Source organism: Streptomyces sp. NBC_01591, assembly GCF_035918155.1.
In the GTDB taxonomy this organism is placed as follows: Bacteria; Actinomycetota; Actinomycetes; order Streptomycetales; family Streptomycetaceae; genus Streptomyces.
On sequence record NZ_CP109328.1, the window covers coordinates 822,021 to 838,656 of the forward strand.

Annotated in this window: 17 protein-coding genes and 3 pseudogenes; 12 read left to right on the forward strand and 8 right to left on the reverse strand. The window is 69.7% G+C overall.

Going from position 1 to position 16,636, the window contains the following annotated elements; translation table 11 throughout:
- The first annotated feature begins 38 nt into the window (after positions 1 to 38).
- Complete coding sequence (locus OG978_RS45025; RefSeq protein WP_326770842.1) at positions 39 to 4,460, forward strand: CHAT domain-containing protein; 4,422 nt, start codon at positions 39 to 41, stop codon at positions 4,458 to 4,460.
- Between the two features lie 102 nt (positions 4,461 to 4,562).
- A pseudogene (locus OG978_RS45030) lies at positions 4,563 to 4,720 on the forward strand (DUF899 family protein); the annotation flags it as partial.
- 362 nt (positions 4,721 to 5,082) lie between these two features.
- Here OG978_RS45030 and OG978_RS45035 read toward each other — a convergent pair.
- On the reverse strand, positions 5,083 to 5,793 hold the full coding sequence (locus OG978_RS45035; RefSeq protein ID WP_326770843.1) for a hypothetical protein: 711 nt from the start codon (positions 5,791 to 5,793) through the stop codon (positions 5,083 to 5,085).
- A gap of 319 nt (positions 5,794 to 6,112) precedes the next feature.
- On the opposite strand from OG978_RS45035, the gene OG978_RS45040 reads away from it, so the two are divergent.
- Positions 6,113 to 6,337 carry a serine hydrolase gene (locus OG978_RS45040; protein WP_326771077.1) on the forward strand — a complete coding sequence of 75 codons (225 nt, stop codon included), beginning with the start codon at positions 6,113 to 6,115 and terminating at the stop codon, positions 6,335 to 6,337.
- A gap of 176 nt (positions 6,338 to 6,513) precedes the next feature.
- Here OG978_RS45040 and OG978_RS45045 read toward each other — a convergent pair whose 3' ends face one another.
- The 3 genes from OG978_RS45045 to OG978_RS45055 form a co-directional block, all read right to left on the reverse strand.
- The gene (locus OG978_RS45045) at positions 6,514 to 7,740 is read right to left on the reverse strand and encodes an ATP-grasp domain-containing protein (protein WP_326770844.1); all 1,227 of its coding nucleotides are present in this window, start codon (positions 7,738 to 7,740) and stop codon (positions 6,514 to 6,516) included.
- A 59-nt stretch (positions 7,741 to 7,799) separates the two neighbouring features.
- On the reverse strand, positions 7,800 to 9,026 hold the full coding sequence (locus tag OG978_RS45050; protein ID WP_326770845.1) for a lyase family protein: 1,227 nt from the start codon (positions 9,024 to 9,026) through the stop codon (positions 7,800 to 7,802).
- 204 nt (positions 9,027 to 9,230) lie between these two features.
- A complete protein-coding gene (locus tag OG978_RS45055; protein WP_326770846.1) occupies positions 9,231 to 9,362 on the reverse strand; it encodes a hypothetical protein in 132 nt (43 codons plus the stop codon).
- A 215-nt stretch (positions 9,363 to 9,577) separates the two neighbouring features.
- On the opposite strand from OG978_RS45055, the gene OG978_RS45060 reads away from it, so the two are divergent.
- The 8 genes from OG978_RS45060 (at position 9,578) to OG978_RS45095 (ending at position 14,354) form a co-directional block, all read left to right on the forward strand.
- Complete coding sequence (locus OG978_RS45060) at positions 9,578 to 9,766, forward strand: hypothetical protein (protein ID WP_326770847.1); 189 nt, start codon at positions 9,578 to 9,580, stop codon at positions 9,764 to 9,766.
- On the forward strand, positions 9,763 to 10,179 hold the full coding sequence (locus tag OG978_RS45065) for a hypothetical protein (protein WP_326770848.1): 417 nt from the start codon (positions 9,763 to 9,765) through the stop codon (positions 10,177 to 10,179). The genes OG978_RS45060 and OG978_RS45065 overlap by 4 nt, the downstream gene beginning before the upstream one ends.
- A gap of 411 nt (positions 10,180 to 10,590) precedes the next feature.
- Positions 10,591 to 11,616, forward strand: coding sequence for a hypothetical protein (locus tag OG978_RS45070; protein WP_326770849.1), 1,026 nt, complete (start codon positions 10,591 to 10,593; stop codon positions 11,614 to 11,616).
- A 143-nt stretch (positions 11,617 to 11,759) separates the two neighbouring features.
- A complete protein-coding gene (locus tag OG978_RS45075) occupies positions 11,760 to 11,894 on the forward strand; it encodes a hypothetical protein (RefSeq protein WP_326770850.1) in 135 nt (44 codons plus the stop codon).
- The gene (locus OG978_RS45080) at positions 11,831 to 12,298 is read left to right on the forward strand and encodes a hypothetical protein (protein ID WP_326770851.1); all 468 of its coding nucleotides are present in this window, start codon (positions 11,831 to 11,833) and stop codon (positions 12,296 to 12,298) included. The genes OG978_RS45075 and OG978_RS45080 overlap by 64 nt, the downstream gene beginning before the upstream one ends.
- A gap of 95 nt (positions 12,299 to 12,393) precedes the next feature.
- Entirely contained in the window at positions 12,394 to 12,630 is a 237-nt protein-coding gene (locus OG978_RS45085; protein WP_326770852.1) for a hypothetical protein, read from the forward strand.
- An 11-nt stretch (positions 12,631 to 12,641) separates the two neighbouring features.
- Complete coding sequence (locus OG978_RS45090) at positions 12,642 to 12,944, forward strand: hypothetical protein (RefSeq protein WP_326770853.1); 303 nt, start codon at positions 12,642 to 12,644, stop codon at positions 12,942 to 12,944.
- A 552-nt stretch (positions 12,945 to 13,496) separates the two neighbouring features.
- Positions 13,497 to 14,354, forward strand: a complete 858-nt coding sequence (locus tag OG978_RS45095) for an SAM-dependent methyltransferase (RefSeq protein WP_326770854.1) — start codon at positions 13,497 to 13,499, stop codon at positions 14,352 to 14,354.
- On the opposite strand, the gene OG978_RS48710 is transcribed toward OG978_RS45095, so the two are convergent.
- The 3 genes and pseudogenes from OG978_RS48710 to OG978_RS48715 form a co-directional block, all read right to left on the reverse strand.
- Positions 14,332 to 14,586: a transposase gene (locus OG978_RS48710; protein ID WP_442817894.1), complete on the reverse strand. Its 255-nt coding sequence runs from the start codon at positions 14,584 to 14,586 to the stop codon at positions 14,332 to 14,334. The genes OG978_RS45095 and OG978_RS48710 overlap by 23 nt on opposite strands.
- 24 nt (positions 14,587 to 14,610) lie before the next feature.
- The gene (locus OG978_RS45100) at positions 14,611 to 14,970 is read right to left on the reverse strand and encodes a hypothetical protein (RefSeq protein WP_326770855.1); all 360 of its coding nucleotides are present in this window, start codon (positions 14,968 to 14,970) and stop codon (positions 14,611 to 14,613) included.
- Positions 14,971 to 14,973: 3 nt separating this feature from the next.
- Positions 14,974 to 15,204 (reverse strand): annotated as a pseudogene (locus OG978_RS48715) (transposase family protein); the annotation flags it as partial.
- A gap of 141 nt (positions 15,205 to 15,345) precedes the next feature.
- Here OG978_RS48715 and OG978_RS45105 point away from each other — a divergent pair.
- Positions 15,346 to 16,242 carry a polysaccharide deacetylase family protein gene (locus OG978_RS45105; RefSeq protein ID WP_326770856.1) on the forward strand — a complete coding sequence of 299 codons (897 nt, stop codon included), beginning with the start codon at positions 15,346 to 15,348 and terminating at the stop codon, positions 16,240 to 16,242.
- A gap of 54 nt (positions 16,243 to 16,296) precedes the next feature.
- On the opposite strand, the pseudogene OG978_RS48720 reads toward OG978_RS45105, so the two are convergent.
- Positions 16,297 to 16,383 (reverse strand): annotated as a pseudogene (locus OG978_RS48720) (IS21-like element helper ATPase IstB); the annotation flags it as partial.
- Positions 16,384 to 16,636 lie beyond the last annotated feature (253 nt).

Consider the following 16,636-nt stretch of genomic DNA (forward strand, 5'->3'; position numbering starts at 1 on the left):
CTGCTTCCTGACAACCGATCAGAGTAATGTAAGCGGCGATGTCAGAGCTTCGGGAACGAGTGGTCGAACGCCTGACCAGGGCTCACAGCACCGGCGACGCCGCGCCTCTGCGCGACCAGGAGGCGGTGACCGATGCGCTGGCTCTGCTGGGTGAGGCGGCACCGTCGCCCGAGGCTTCGATCGGTCTCGAAGCGGTGGCCGCCGTGTTCTGGACGTTCTGGGGCCGTCACCAGGGCGCCGAGGACCCGGAGGCCGCCCAGAACACGGGGGTCGGGGTCGCCGTCTTCGGCTTCCTATGCCCGCGCCTCCCCGAGGAGGCCGGACTCCCCGAGTCCTTGAAGGAGAACTTCGACCCCGCCGACCCGTCCCACGAGGCGCGGTTCGCGCACCTGGTGTGCTCGGTGCATGCCGACGTCGCGGTGAATGGAGCACCTCAGGAGCGGGCGGCGGCGCTCGATCGCGCGCTCGCCTGGTCGGACGCCGCTCTTGAATCCGTACGCGCCGACGACCACGTGGGTTTCGTCGAACTGGCCATCTATGCACACGACTTGTGGATGCATCGATTCCAGACGAAGGCCGACCCGGACGGGCTGGTCGCCGCCGCCCGTTACGGACGGGAGGTGTGCACGCGGCTGGCCGTCGAGCCGGGCCTGTTCGACCCCGACGGGGCGCGGGCCGCAGCTGCGGCCTGTTTGCGCACGGTGGTGGACTCCGCCCGGCTGCTCGGCACCCCCCGGCTTGCGCAGGTCGAACGGCTGGTCGCGGCCGTACCGGACGACGCCCTCACCCCGGAGACCGCGGACGGGCTGCGGTTCCTGCGGAGGCTGGACGCCCAGCCCGTCACCTGGCCCGGTGAACGCGACCTGCGCGTCGGCGCGGTGATCGCCGACGCGGGCGTCGCCGAGCAGGACGCGGGTCGTGTCGCGTGCGGCGTACGCCGGCTGCGGGCGGCCCTAGCCGACACCCCGGCCGGTCACCCCGAACGTACCGCGGTCACCGTCGCCCTCGGCCGGGCGCTCGCCGCGCTCACGCGGGCGTGCGACGACGCCGACGCGGCCCTGGAGGCGACCGAACTGCTCGCCTCGGCCGGAGCCTTGAGCGACGAGCACAGCGAGATGCTCGCCGCGTACCGGGAGTTCGAGTCGTTGAGCGAGAGCGACGACCCGGACGCCCTGGGACGGGCCGCACCGCTGCTCGGTCGCTTCGCTGCGTGGGACAGGGAGCGTGCCGCCCGTGAGGGCCGACAGATCGACCTCGACCTCGAGGTCCTCTCCCTGACCGCCGGATTCGAGCCCGACGACAGCGCCGACGAACGCATCGGCCGCTATCGCTCCGCCCTCGCCGTCCTCCCGGCCGATCACCCGAACCGGCATGCTCACGTCGCGGTCCTGGCAGCCCTCACCGGGCTGCGAGCCGAAGCCCTGCGCTCCAGCGCGCCCGCCCGCGCCGGACTGCTGGACGTCGAATCCCGCGAGCTGACCGAGGAGACGCTCACCGCAGCCCCGCCCGACTTCCCGGCGACGGACCTGCTGCGCCGCGGACTCTTCGAGGCCGCGCTGTCCGTCGCCGCCCTCGCCATCACGGCGGACGTCACGCGGGACGAGGACATGCCCGACGAACTCCGCCGGACACTCACCCAGTTGTCCCGGATGGCCGACGTCCGCCTCGACAGTCCCGAGCACCTCGACTCCGACATCGCGACCCTCCGGGAACTCCTCGACGCCACGGACGAGGACGACCCCCAGCTGCGCCGGCACCTGGCCGGAGTCCTCGGCAGCGCCCTGTCCGCCAGCGTTGCGGAACGGCCCGATCCCGCCGTCCTCGAAGAGGTCGTACAACTGCTGCGCTACGCCGGCGCCGACTCCGGCGACGCGCCCGGCAGGTTCGACCGGAATCTCGCCGACGCCCTCACCGCCCTGTCGGCGGGCTCCTTCGACGCGGAAGGCGCGCGTGAGGCGGCGGCCCTGCTCGCCTCGGCGCCCGGCCCCGCCCCGCTGACTCCCGAAGAGGCGACCCTTCACGACGGCGCGGCGGTGACCCGGACCGACCGGGAGGTGCTGGCAGCACGCACGGAGTTCCACAACGCCCTGCAGAACTACCTGTTCGGCCATGAGCCCGCGCAGTTGGAACGGGCCCGGCGGATCGCCCACCGGTTGCGGAAGATCACCCGTGCCTGGGCGGCCGACGGGGAGGACCCGCCCTGGTACGACCTGATGGGCGACGCCTACGTCGACCTGGTCGAAACCGTGGGGCCGGGCGGCCCGCGGCCCGACCTCGACGACACGGTCGTCGAACAGTGCCGCAGGACGTTCGAGGCATGCCCCGCCGGACATCCGATGCGGCCCATGGTGACGATGACGCTCGCCAGGGTCCTGATGCAGCGTGCCGCCACCCTGCGCACCAGCGAACCGGAGCGGTCCCGGGCGCTGCTTGCCGAGGCGCAGGGCCTGGAGGGCGTCCGGAGAGAGGCGAGGCCGGACGGGTCGCCGATCGACATGGCCGGCATGATCAGCTCGGTCGTCGACCTCATCGGCCGGGACCGCCTCCCGGAAGTGTCCACCACGGACGCCCTCGGTCCCGCACGCCGCCCGGAGGTCTCCGGGACGGACGACGCCCCCGGACCGGCACCGGCAAACAGCAGCTCGTTCCGTCCGCTCGCAGCCGTCCTCGACCTCCTCCGTTCCCGCCTCGCCGGCCACGCGGCCCCCGATGGCTGGAACAACCCCGCCCTTCCCGTGTGGATGCGCGCCCACGGCGAGATCGCCGCGGCGGCCGGCGTGCTCGGCCGCGGGGAGCCGCGGATCGACCTGGCACTGGCGCATCTCGAAGCGGCCGTCGAGGCGATGGCCGGGATCACCGACCGGGGCAGCGACCAGACGTCCGCCGAGCATGGTCTGTCGACCTTCGAGGGCGACATCAGGTCGATCGTCGAGCTGATCCTGTCCTCCCTCGAACTGCGCGAGTCCGCCGTACAGGTCGCCGAGCGGGTGCAGATCCTGGAACAGGGCGTGCGAGCGCTGGAGGCGGGACAGATGCCCGACCTCGATGGCCTCCCCGCCCTGGACCACACGGTCCGGGGCCCCGACGTGGTCCGTACCGCCGAACTGCTGGAACGCGGCCGGGGCCTGCTGCTGGCGCGCCGCATCGAGGCCCGCGCAGACATCGGCGATCTGCAGGGCGCGCACCCCGAACTGGCCGAAGAGTTCGAGCAGTTGACCGACCGAATCGACACGCGGCCCGAGTCAGCCGCCGCCGGAGCCGCCGAGTGGGCCCGGCTCGCAGGCCTGCGCGCGTCCAACGAACTGGACGATCTCGTACGGCGCATCCGCACGCGGCCGGGCTTCGAGGGCTTCCTGCGGCCGCTGACCGCAGAGGAGTCCAAGGCGCTCGCGGCCGAAGGCCCCGTCGTCGTCCTCAACCACGGCAAGCGCTACTGCCACGCCCTCGTCATCACCCAGCGGTCGGTCACCGCACTGCGCCTCGACCCCGAGGCCAACGAGATCACCGACGCGGCGCGCCGGCTGCGCGACGCCGTCGATGCCATCAACGCGCAGGGCACGTCCCGTCCTTCGCCGCTTCAACTCGTCGCCGCAGGCAAGGAGGTCCGCGAGACGCTGGCGTGGACCTGGCACAGGATCGTGCGCCCGGTCCTGGAGTCCGTCGGGGCGGTGGAACCCGTCCCGCGCCACGGCGCGTGGCCGTGCATCTGGTGGGTGCCGACCGGCCCATTCAGCGCCCTGCCACTGCACGCGGCCGAGTGCGCGGCGCCCGACTGCGCCGAGGACGGCTGCGGTGCCGCCCTCGACGCCGTGGTGTCGTCGTACGCGCCTGGCCTGCAGACCCTTGCGTACGCACGAGCACGCGCCCGGCAGCGCGACACGGCCGACCACGGCAGCGCCCTGCTGGTCGCCGCGCCCGAGGACGATCTCCCCGGTGTTGCGTCGGCAGCCGCCCACGCGGCCGAACTCCTAGGCGCACAGGCGCCGTTGATCGGCCCGGCCGCCACCCGCGAGGCCGTGCTCGCCGCGCTGCACGACGCCTCGTGGGCCCATTTCGGCTGCCACGCGACGACGGACCCGGCGGAGCCCTCCGGCGCCCTGCTGCATCTGCCCAGCGGCGAGCCGGTCTCGGTCCTGGAGATCTGCCGGGTCCGCCCGCGTTCGGCACGGCTCGCCTTCCTCGCGGCCTGCGGCACCGCACGCACCGCCGAACGCCTCGCGGACGAGGCCATTCACATCACGAGTTCGTTCCTGCTGGCGGGCTTCCCGACGGCAGTCGGCACGCTGTGGAAGATCGACAGCACGCACGCGGACCACATGACGCGCAACTTCTATCGCCGAACGACTGCTCCCGACAGCCCCGGTGTCGCGCACGCCCTGCACGACACCGTCCGCCAGTTGCGGCGCCGCATCCCGGAGAGGCCGCATATCTGGGCGGCGTACATCCACGCGGGGGCGTAGGAACCCCTGGCAGGAACAGGGTCAGGGCAGGGGAGAACAGTGCAGGTTCACCAGCAGACGCCAGACCCGCAGCACGATCTCGTCGGGAGTGGCCTCGATCAGTCCCAGCCCTGGTACTCGGTGCGTGACGCTGTCTGCGCGACGGAGACCGCGTGTTCCTCACCCACTCCACGACGGGCCGTGGCAACGAGCAGGCCGATGGACCCGTTGACCTGCTCGACATGACGCCGTACGGCCGCGGCGGGGCGGGGAAGGACAACCAGGGGCAGTTCACCGGTCCCCGAGCTGCCGGAGCACCCCGCCTACCATCGCTGAACTCCATCGCCGCTTCGCGATGCAGGCGCCCCTGAGAGACACCAGCCGCACATGGCTCAGCACCACCATTGAGACCACAGCCAGACAGATCGAAGCCCTCTTGCCTCCCAATGCCTCCGACGAGGCAGAACTGAGACTGGCTCTGTATGCGACACGGAGCAGCGTTTTGACAGCAGTTTCGGCAGCGCTGTGACTGTCGGGGCGCATCGAATGTTCACGACGGCGGGCAGCAGTACGGGGCACTTCATGGGGGCAGCGGAGTTCGAGGTGCCCTGCTGCTTGTGCAGGGACAAGACAAAAGCGCTGGCTACGGGGTAGGCCGCCGGTAGTGGCCGCGCCGTCGCCGTGTGACCGTCTTCGGACCGAGCTGCTGCCCATCGTCGTGAACATCGACCCCGCCGCGCTGCGAGCGCCTTCCGCAGCCGTGAACAATCGCTGCCGAGAATCGTGGACAAAGCCAGGCCTTCATTGTCGACACCAGAGGCGCCCCGCCCGGGCCTTTGACGAAGTGTCCCGTCAGAGAGGGCGGCGTCCGGTCAGGTCCTGCCACTCCTGCCGGGCATCGTCGAGAGCCTCTGGCGCTCGCGGGAGCTTGAGTATCTGCACTGTGGCGCGCGCGTGTCTTCTCCAGCCGCTCCTGTGCCACATCCACCAGCTCTGTCGCCTCCTGGGCCTTGCGCAACTCGGCTTCGAGCGTGCGGATGTCTCCGGCGCGCCTCTCACTCAGGCGCTGCGCCGCAACGGCCGCGTTCTGGATCTGCACGCTGAACCGGCGCACCGCATCCTCGGGAAACTCCTGGCCCTCGTAGCGTTCCATGTACTGGCGTCCGTCCGGCTGCGTCAGGTACACGTACGAGACGTGCGTGGGCTGGGCGAGATCGAACCGGACTTGCATTCCCGCCAGTTGCATTTCTTCGTCGCCGATGAGGACCGAGTTCTCGTGCAGGGCGATCTTGCCGAGCTGCTTGACGAGTGCTCCTCGATGCGGTGTGCGCAGTTGCTGCAGCTCGGACTCCACCTGCCGGATCCGGCGCCGGTAGGCCCACTCGGCCCGCTTCACCTCGGTCCGTGCCTGCCACGTCTCGCGACGGGCTGTGCCCCGCAGCTCGCGCACCGCGCCGCGGGCATCGGCCAGAGTCTGCCGGTGCTCCTGGTGCTCCTCGTGGAACGCGTACGCCCACCCACCCGGATACCGGATGAGCCGGCAGGCCGTCCACCACACGCCCAGGGAACCCAGTACGACCACCCACCAGATTGCCCAGTGAAAGGACCCGGCGCCCCGCGACGCCGGTCCCGCCGCCGCGCGACTCCGAGGACCTCGGCTGACCCGGCACAGGATCGCGAGCGGCTTCCGGCTGCCGGTGCGGGTCGCGGCCAAGAGCGGCAGCCTGGTCGGCGTGGTCCGCAACGAGATCGGTCTGATCTCCAATCCCGACGGCCGCCGATACGCCGCCGCCGTCTTCACCCGATCCCTGCCGGGCTCGGACGACGTCGCGATCAGCGGAGCCATCGGTACTGCCACCGCACTGGCCGTCACCGCGCTTCGGGAGGAAGGCTCGTGAGGAGCCTCCTGGCGCCGGATACCAACCCCCAGCACCTCACGAACTGAGCACGTTCACTCGTACGCAGCTGAGCATGTAGGAGTCAGCCGCCGTCGACAGGCTGGTGTCTTGAGGCGGGCGAGAACGTCGTCGGGCCTTCGGGTGATGACGAGTGCATTACTTCCTGCGCTGGTTTTCTAACCGTCCACATCGATTCTGAGTAGAGCGAGAGCCTTGTCCAGAGTCGCCTCGACCTCCCCCGGGTGGCCCCCGTGCGCGATCACCGATCCCAGTCGGTCGTACGCGCTCTGCGCGGGGCGCAGGCGTCTGCCAGGGGTTCCGGTGACCGTTACACGCTCCACGTCGGGCAGGGCGGCGGCCTGCGTGGTGCCCGTGATTCGGCGGAGGGTGCCCGTGGTCGTCGGGAGGAGGAAGGCGACTCCCGCGTGGCCGCGGCGGCGCGGTCGCAGGTCCGGTGTGCCGCCGCTGGCGGCGTGAATCTGCTGGTCCAGGAGGTCCACGCCCTCGGCGAGGCGGATCAGTTCCGGGATCATGCCGCCGGCCAAGCGCGGGTTGAGTTCGATCAGGGTGGCGTCGGCGTCGGTCAGTTTGACCTCGATGTGGCACGGGCCGTTCTGTATGTCGAGCACCCGGAGGGCGTCGATCGCGGCCCGGCGCAGCGCCGTCTGCTGCTCGTCGTCGAGCGGGGCCGGGTAGATGTGGCGTGTTTCCACGAAGTGCGGCCCGCTCGTCACCGACTTCTGGGTGATGCCCACGCAGGTGTGCTCGCCTGCCACGGAGAACGTCTCGACGCTGTACTCGGGCGCGTCGAGGAATTCCTCCAGCAGCACGGCGCCCGCCGCTTCCTGGCCACGCACGTTCGTGCGCACGGCCAGGACCCGGTCGGTGTGCTCGTTCAACTCGGCGCGGGTGAGGCACCGGCGTACGAGCTGCGAGCCGGAGTCGTCGACGGGCTTGACGACGCAGGGCAGGCCCACCCGGGAGACGGCGTCGTCCAGCTCGTCCGGCGTGCGTGCCACGGCGAACCGGGGCTGGGGCACCCCGGCGGCCACGAGCGCGGCCCGGACCTGTGCCTTGTCGCGGGCGCGGCGGACCGCGTCGGGCGGGTTGCCGGGGAGGTCGAGCTCGCGGGCCATCTGCGCGACGGCGGGCACGTAGAACTCGCTGGTGGTGGTGATGCCCGCGAGGCTGCCGGCCGGGAGGGAGTCCAGGGCGGCGCGCAGCGCGGCAGGGGTGTTGGTGTCGCAGAGGACGACCTCGGCGCCCGTCTCGTCGAGACCGGCGTAGCGGGTGGCGTCCGAGGTGAGGAAGACGGGGACGAAGCCGGCTTCGCGCGCCGTGCGCAGCGCGATCATTCCCGTACCGGTCGTGTTGGCCTCGACGAAGGCCGGGTGCTGGGGCATGGTGCTCGTTTCTGCCGGGCCGAGGGGGCGGGAGGGAGCGGGAGGGCGGACGGGGTCTGTCACCGGTCGTCGCCCCCTGTGAGCCCGAGCAGACGGTCGACCAGACGGACCGCCGCCTCCGGGGCCTCCTGCCGCCGCTGCCAGTCGGCCGTCAGGGCGGAGATGCGGTCGAACTGCTCGGCGAGCAGGGCCGCGCTGGCGGAGGGCGCGGCGGAACCGGTGCCGGCCCTGCGTTCGAGCTCGCCGTCCGCCGAGAGCAGCGACCCCAGGCCGACGGCGCTGTTTCCGGCCTGGTGGCCGTGCTCCGAGGCGATGCGGTGCAGTGCCTCCGGGTCCGGCTCGGTGGCCGGCCGCCAGGACTCCGCCGCGTCGAGGACGTACCGTCCGGCGATGACCTGGGCCTCCCGCCACGGGACCCCGTCCGCGAGGGTCAGTTCGTTCGCGAGCGAGAACGCACTGAGGTACTCGCGCTCGCACGCCACGCGCAGACGCCGGGTGTCGAACCGGAGATTGCGGAAGACGGCGGTCGCGATCCGCAGCATCGACCGCAGGTCGCCCAGCTGCCGCGTCATCTGGGCCGAGCCCTCCTTGGAGACCTCGACCGTGTTGCTGAAAGGCGTGCCGCGCTGGGTGGTCGCGGCGTCCACGTACCAGGACAGGGCGTGACTGCTCTTGCCCCGCAGGCGCTCCAGGACCGGGTAGTTCTTCTTCTGCGGCATCGCGGAGGAGATCGCGGCCATCTCGTCGGGCAGTTCGACGAAGGCGTACTGGCCGCCGGCCCAGTTCATGAGATCCGTGAAGAACCGGCTCATGCCGATGCCGAACGTGGCGCACTCCGCTGCGAGTTCGAGCTGCCAGCCGCGGGAGGCGACGGACACCAGCGCGTGCGGGTTCGGCTTGGCGAAGCCGAGGAGGTGCGCGAGCCGCTCGCGGTCCCAGTCGAGCTGCTGGCCGGCCATGGCTCCGGCACCGAGCGGCGAGGACTCCGTGCCGTCGTACCAGGCGAGCAGGCGCTCGGCGGTGTGCAGCAGGTGGTCGCAGAGAGCGGTGAGGAAGAAGGCGGGGGTGATCACCTGGCCCAGCTGGAGCTGTGCGCACGCCTGGAAGTCGTTCCGGCTGCGGTCGACGCGCCAGGCGGGGACGGGGGCGGACAGCCGGTGGCCGACGGAGACCTCGATGGCGAAGGAGAGGTCGGAGAAGTTGGCCTGGGGGTCGGCCGTGAGGGAGGCGGCGGTGAGCCCGTCGAGGGCCGTGGCGATGTCGTGGGCCTGCCGTTCGGTCAGCACGCCGAGCCGTGTGTACTGCCAGGAGCAGTGCCTTCTCCGTACGCAGGTAGAAGGGCAGCAGGTGGGCCACGTCGTACGCGAACTGAGGTTCGAGCACCTCGTCGTGGAGCAGGGCGGCAGGGGCCTGTGTGATCCGTCCGGTCAAGGACGGTGTTCCGGGAGCGGTCATGCCTGCCTCCTGAGGGGTCGTGGTCGCGTGGTGGGTCATGCCGGCGTCATCCGGTCCGGCGTCGGGATGTCCGCGGAGGCGGGGGCAGGGGCAGGGGACGACTCGCTTTCGGCGGCGATCCGGTGGCAGAGTGCGGCGAGGTGGGCCGCGTTGCCCGGCGCCACCATGGACATGTGGTCGTCGGCTGTCGTGGACCCGCATCGCGCCGTCGATCAGCCGCTCCCAGCCGCGCAGGCACCGCTCGGCCGAGTCGTGCAGCACCGGGGAGCGGTTCTCCGGGCCCGCGTTGCGGCCCTCCGCGGAGACGACCAGGTGGGCGTCGCCCTCGTACGGCTCCGGACGGTACTCCGTGAGGGGCGTCTGCGGGCCGCCGCGAGGGGTGGTGGCGACGAGGCAGGGACACGCCACCCAGCTCATGGCAGAGGCCGAGCGCCTGGAGAAGCAAGCAGTCTCCGAGATCGTCCCCGAACCGCTCGCCGATCGCCTTCGCCAACGCGCGGAAAACCTTCGCCACCTCGTAGTCCAGCACCACCACAACCGCATCGCCGACCAGGAGAAGACCACGGCATGAGTCCGGCCCCCGACGAACGCGACCGCATTCGAGCCGCCATGGAGCGCATCCTGGCTGGAGCCGCCGAGCGTTCGAATGGCGCTCTGACCGTCGTTGCCCTGGCCGCCGAGGCGGATGTCCCCCGCAACGCGCTTACCCAGCGCCACCGGGACCTGAAGAACAAGTTCTACGCCAAGGTCAAAGAGAGGGGCCAGCCGACCGACGCCGAAGTGCGGCTGAGGCAGATCGTGAAACTCAAGGAACTCCGCGCCGCGGACCATGAGGAACTCGCCGAACTACGCGCCGACCGCGAGACCCTGGTCCGCGTCGTCAACCAGCTGACCCTGGAAATCCGGCAGCTTCGCCAGCAGCTCGCGGCCCCCGATCCCGTCGTACGGGCGCTGCCCACCCAACCTCGTCCACCCGCAGGGTGAGGCAATCATCCGGCCGCCGCCTCAGTGAGGCGGCGGCAGGATGAGGTTCTCGCCTCTTGCGGGTGGCCTCAGCGGCGTTGGAACCACCACAGAGCTCCTGTGACGATCAGTCCCCCTGCGGTGGTTGCTGCACCACGCAGCATGGCAAACGTGATCATGCGGCGGATCCGGCGCTTGTCCCGTGAGCCCTTCATCTTCTACCTCCCCGGTTCGCCGGTCGGCGTGTCCGACCGGGTCGGATACCGAAGGTGCCTTCTGGTGTCGGCCATGGCCACGAAGTAGGGGAAGTCTGCAGGTCGCTCGCGGATAATGGGGGTTTTCCGCGGAAAATAGGAGGTCGCATTGGCGGGACGCCCGAGGCAGATGAAGGGCCCAGAGGAGTGCAAGCGACTGGCTCTCTTCGTAGGGCAGGTGACTGGTGAGCTGACGTCTCACGCCTTGGCGCAGCGATTCGGTGGCGGGCAGAAGACCACGTGGGCCAACTATCGCAACGGCAGTAAAGACATTCCGCTCGATCTGCTTAGAACGGCCATCAAGGAACTGCAGCCCGTCGGTGACCGGGGGAGACTGTTCAAGCGAGCCAAGGAGTTGGTACAGGCGGCTCGCAACGCCCGTGAGGGACGGGGCGTGGCGCTGGAACCGGAGCCGAACAGTGCGTACCCGGCAGCGGTGCACGCGCTTACGCAGGTCATCTGGGTAGCCGAGCAATCTGCATTCGTGCGGGATACGAGTAACGCGCTACGAACAGGCGAGCTGCGGCGCGAGGATCTCAGCTACGAGGAGCCCTTCCCGAAGGACTTCCCCAAACGACTCGCCGAACGCGGCACACTTATCGGGCATTTCGTCACGGACGAGAATGGAACGCGTTTTTCGCAACGCTACGGACAGGCCAATCCGTGGCCGCAACGCTTGCTGGACTACAAACCAGGACGCATTGTCGGAGCAACGGTGGTGGCGAACGCTCTTGGCGGCCTTCACCTGCAACTGGAGTCTGGCGGAATATCCTACATCGAACACGGAGACGGGAGCGCAGACCTGACCGTCGGCTCGCAACTGCAGGTGAGCATCACAGGAGTCCACCCGAGAGAACAGCGCATCAGCGTGGTCAGAGCCAGCCCACCCAGACCGCCGCTGCCTTGGGAGGCGTATCCCAGGATGGGGGAGCAACTGTGGGCCACGATGGCCGCCATCAATACAGAGAAGGGGTACGCCCTGGTGAGGTTGGACGACTACCCCGATCTTCAGGCCGGCCTCCTGCATCGGTCAGACATGACGGAGCACCTTGAACGCCGCTTGCAGTTGGGCGAAGTATCTGTGGCAGAAAAGGTTCTGGTCGAGCCAGCAACCATGCGCCGCAGCCCGAGGAATCCGGCGCACTTGGAATTCAGGGTTCGCGAGGTGCCAGCAGAACTGGCCTTCCGCCTTGAAGTGGACTGAACGGCTGGGGCCACGCCCGACCACTGCCCTGGCACCTGGCTGGTCTGTGGCGCGAGCCTCAACACGCTGAACTTGACAGAGAAGGCAGTTGGGAGGCGTACTGCGACGCGGAGTTCGGCATCTCCCGTGCGCAGGCGTACCGGTTGCTCGACGTCGCCCGTTCCCTGGCCGCGATCCACGAAGCGGTCACCGCCGGCACTGAGGTGTCTCGCACGTGGGAGACACCGGCCCGGCCGCCGCGGCCGCGCTCGACTACGGCCTGTCCCAGCGCGCCCTGATCGCCGTCTCCGGCCGTACGGACGGCGTCGCGGAGCTGATCACACGCCGCCCTGCCACTCTCGCCCACAGCGGCCTGAAGGCCCTCGACGCGGCCACGGTGCGCGCGGTGGTCCGCCAGGCCGTCCGTGACGTCCGCACCGGACCGCCGCCACCGCCCGCCGATCCGCCGACGGACCCGACAGCCGCCGCGCTGCGCCGCGTCGTCGACGACCTCGCCGCCAGCACCCACGCAATCGGCGAGCTGATGCTCGAAGTCGCCCCGGCCTACCTCTCCGACACCGACGCCGCCGACGTCCTCGCCCCACTGTGCGAGGAGATCGGCGAAACCCTCGACCACGGCCTCGCCGCCCGCCGCTACGCGATGTCCGGCGACCGCCGCGCCCTGCACGGCACCGTCCTGTAGGTCACCCCTCCCGGCTGCTCCTGTGTGGCACACAGCCCGTTTCCCCAGGCGGGCGGGGGTCCTGTGAGGTGTGAGGCGAGGGCCCGCGGCGCGGGGTGCTGCTGCTCCTGTGCGTCAGCCCGAACGGCAGGTCGTACGTGGTCGACTGGCACCGCACCAGCCTCCTCGCGGGCCTCACCACGGCCAAGGTCATCGCCCAGGACGGCCGGGAGTTCCCGCTGCCGAGACGCTCCGACGCGGACCTTCGCAGACGTCGCATGGGCGCGGTGGCGGGGGCGGTGATGGAAGTGGTGCGCGACAGGGGTCTGGCACCGACTGATCACCGTGCATAGGGTTCCCCCCCATGAACGACGAGATCACGACCATGGTCGGCAGAGAGTTCTACTCGTTCGACGGTCGGATACTGGAGATCTTCGGCGGCGACCCTATCCGCTTCCACATACGGCACATGCACCTACGCGTCACCGGCCCCGACCGGAAGGGGAAGCGGATTGTGGAGATCACGCATGGCCGGCCGGAATTCCCGGGCGGGAGCCACATCTGGCGCTACACGGCCGCGGAATGGGAGCAGGCCCATGGCCTGGCCGCGCTGCTGGAAGCGGTGCAGGCGGCCATCAACTCCACCTCGGGACACGGGCCCGTGTGACCCGCGCTGCCTACCGGAACGCCCCCGAGACCTGGGGACCCGGACGTTGCCGATGAACTGGAGGCGGACCAGTGCGGTGCCTTCGGGAGTGATCAGGGTGTACGAGGTCCGGCCGTGCTTGTCGGGTTCGACGTCGACGGCGCGGATGGTGGCCTGTTCGCTCGCCAGATCGCCTGAGACAGCGTCCGCCATCCGCAATCCTGGGGCCGGCTTGCTTGAGATTTCCGGCACCGCAGCGTCTCACTTGATCTGGTCGGCGCTGGTCACAGCCTCGACTTCGAACCAGATCATCTGAGACGGGACACCGCCTGACTCGGGCGGTCAAACTCACATGGCAAACGGTCAAGATCACTTGTCAGAGGTCAGTGGCCTGGCTGACCTCTGACACGAGATCTTGACCGTTTTGGATCCATCCGTGCTTCTGTGCGCCCCGGCATGTGGCGTCACTGCGCGCCCGTCCTGGGGAAGTGGTGGAGGCAGCGGGGCCGATCGGCCGGGTCGGCCCGACGGCGCCGGCCCACCTGGTGGGCCCCCGGAAGCAAGGAGTTGGACATGAGCAATCCATCGGCCCGGGAGGTCGGCGAATGGTACGACCGCTTCGGGGGCCTGTACGGCCTGACCATGGGCGACAGCATGCACCTGGGCATGTGGACCGACGGCGTGCGGACGGAGAGGGGGGAGCTGACGGCCGACGAGATGTGGGAGGAACTCACCCGGGCCCAGGACTCCTGGACCGGCACCCTCATCGACGTGGTCGGGCTGCTGCCGGGACAGCGGATGCTGGACGTCGGCTGCGGCACAGGCCGGCCCACCGTGCGGATCGGCACCGAGTCGGGCGCGAGCGTGCTCGGCGTGACGGTCAGCGCCGCGCAGGTCCGGGCCGGCCGCGACCGCGCCTTGAAGGCCGGACTGTCCGACCGCGTCACCTTCGAACAGGCGGACGCCATGGCCCTGCCCCAGGAGTCCGAGACCTTCGACGCCGCGTGGGCCATCGAGTCGTTCGCTCACGTCTCCGACCGCCCCGCCGCGATCCGCGAGGTTCGGCGGGTGCTGCGGTCCGGGGGCCGCTTCGTCCTCGCGGACTGCTACGAAGCCGTGCCCTTCACACCCGAGGAAGTCCAGCTCTTCCAGGCCGCGTTCGCCCTCTCCCGCCTCCCCGCCGGACCCGAGGACTACTCCCGCATGCTCGGCGAGGCCGGCTTCGCCATCCAAGGCACGCGCGACATGTCCCGGGAGTTCAAGCCCACCTACGAGCTGATCCCGCGCCTGTTCGCCGCAAGGCGCGCCCAGATCGCGGAGCTGGTGGGCACCGACGCGATGGCGCAGCTCGACACCGTCTACCCGCGCATCCTTGCCCTGTGCCGGGAGAAGATGGGATACACCGTGGTCAACGCCGTGAAGTCCCCCTGACGGCGGCCAGTCCCGCCCCGACTCCCGGGTTTCCGTCGCCCTGGCCGTCTTCGGTCCGGTCGTCGTAGCACGTGAGGCGTTCTCGCAGGACGGCGCGGTGTCGGCCCACGACGCGTTCGACTGCTTCGGTCAAATTGTGCAGCAGGTGCCAGGCGTCGGCCACCTGCCGGGCCTGCGGAGCACCCGCTTGGGCTCCGTCGCGGAAGGAGCCGGCGCGGTCGCGGCAGATCATCCGCACCTCGGGATGATCTCGCAGTCAGGACGCGAAGGTGCTCGCGGCGCGATCGGCAAGAACGTCGACCGGACGGTGGGTGGACATGTCGATGAGGATCGTCGCGTAGGTCCGTCCGCGTCGCACGGCGAACTCGTCGACGCCGAGAAGCGGGACCGGGCCCGAGGACGGGAGCGGCAGCGCGCGGATCAGCCGGAGCAGAGTGTCCTTGCAGGTGCCGATAGCCATGCGTTCGGAGAGGCGTGCTCCTGCCCGGCCGCCCAGGAACAGGGCCATGTCGGTGAGCTGGGCAGTGAGAGCGTCCGTGCGGCGTGCGTGGCGCCGGGTCAGGTTCGGTATCTGCTCGGCGAACGTCCGCCGGTCGCATTGATCGTTCCCGCACACGAGCCGGCGGGCCCGTAGTTCTAGTCGTACACGCTTGCCTGCGACCGGACGATCCGCCAGAGCCCGCGGGTAGTAGCAGTGCACTTTTGAGGATCTTCGTCCGCAGTCGGGACATGCGGCCGACGCGGCTTGCGACCGCACAGCCAGTCGAACCTCCGTATCCGTGAGTGCCACTTCCTCGACCTGAACCCCGACACCTGGCAACAGAACGTCCGCGACGCGAACCCCACCCATCACACAAGATCGATGCCCAACTACCCCCAAAATAGCGACAGAGCCCAGAAGTTGTGCCAGGACCCGCGAAATGACGGCGCTGTCGCTCCGCGGCAGTCAAATTGCCGTGCGGAGGTCTGGGCCAGGTCTCACACTGCGGGCATGGATGAAGTCAGCGTTCCCGCGGCCGTCGTGTCTTCGGAGCAGTCGAGTGAGTTACTGGGGTATCCGCCTGATGCTCGGCTGCTGATCGTCAACTGCGATGACTTCGGGATGTATCCAGCGATCAACGCCGCGGTGATCGAGTCGGTCGAAGAGGGGATCGCCAGCTCGTGCAGCCTGATGGTCCCGTGTCCTGGGGCGCCGCAGGCCATGAAACTGCTCAGCCGACGGCCGCAGATCCCGTTCGGAATCCACCTCACTCTGGTATGCGAGATGCCCGACATCCCGTGGGGGCCGCTGATCGCCAAAGAACGAGTTCCCTCGCTGCTGGACCCTGCAGGCGAGCTGTTCTCGCCGACACCTGTCGGACGGGCGGCTTTGCTCGGCCAGGCTCGGCTCGATGAGATCGAACTTGAGTTCCGCGCCCAGGTCGATGCTGTCGCCGACGCTGGGCTCACGCCGACCCATCTGGACTTCCATTGCCTGGCTGATGGCGGCCGCGACGACGTCCTCGACCTCACTGTAGTGCTGGCAGCGGAGTACGGCCTCGCGGTCCGGGTCTGGCTCGAACCCGGGCGCCAGGCGATGCGGAGACGCGGCCTGCCGGTCACCGACAACGAATTCCTGGACAGCTTCTCCCTCAACATTGAAGGCAAGGCGGCCCGATGTGCTCAGATGCTGCGTGACCTGCCTGCCGGGCTCAATGAATGGGCGATGCATCCCAGTCTGGGCGACAAGGAGTCGCAGGCCGTCGACGGTGGCTGGCCCGTGCGTCGGACGGACTACGAGTTCCTGACATCGCCGCAGGCCCGTGAGGTTCTCCAGCAGGAGGACATAGCCGTGATCGACTACCGAACGATACAGCGAGTCTGGTCCCAGAGCCTGAGCCCTCGATGACTGATCGGGACCGTCGTCCCTGCGGAAGACGGGCTGCTGAGCTGACTGTGGAGGTCAGCCTGCGACGGCCGGTTGTTCGGCCCGTGCGCGGGTGGTTGCCAGGCGGTAGGAGTCGGTGCCGGTCTCGATGAGACCTTCACCGACCCCCGACTTTGCGAGGCCATCGTCGACCGCCTCACCTTCAACGGGCCAGGCGTACTGTCACGTCGCCGAAGTCGTCCTGGACGACCTCGCCGACCCGGCCGACCTACGGGGCCCTTGTGGCCCCCCACCAGCCCCTCGGGCCGAACCCTCGTCACCACCCGCCGACGCGACGCCACCCTCACCGGTCCCGACCGGCGACCGGTCACCGTCGGCCTGTTCACCCCCGACCACGAGTTGATTAGAGCTGTCG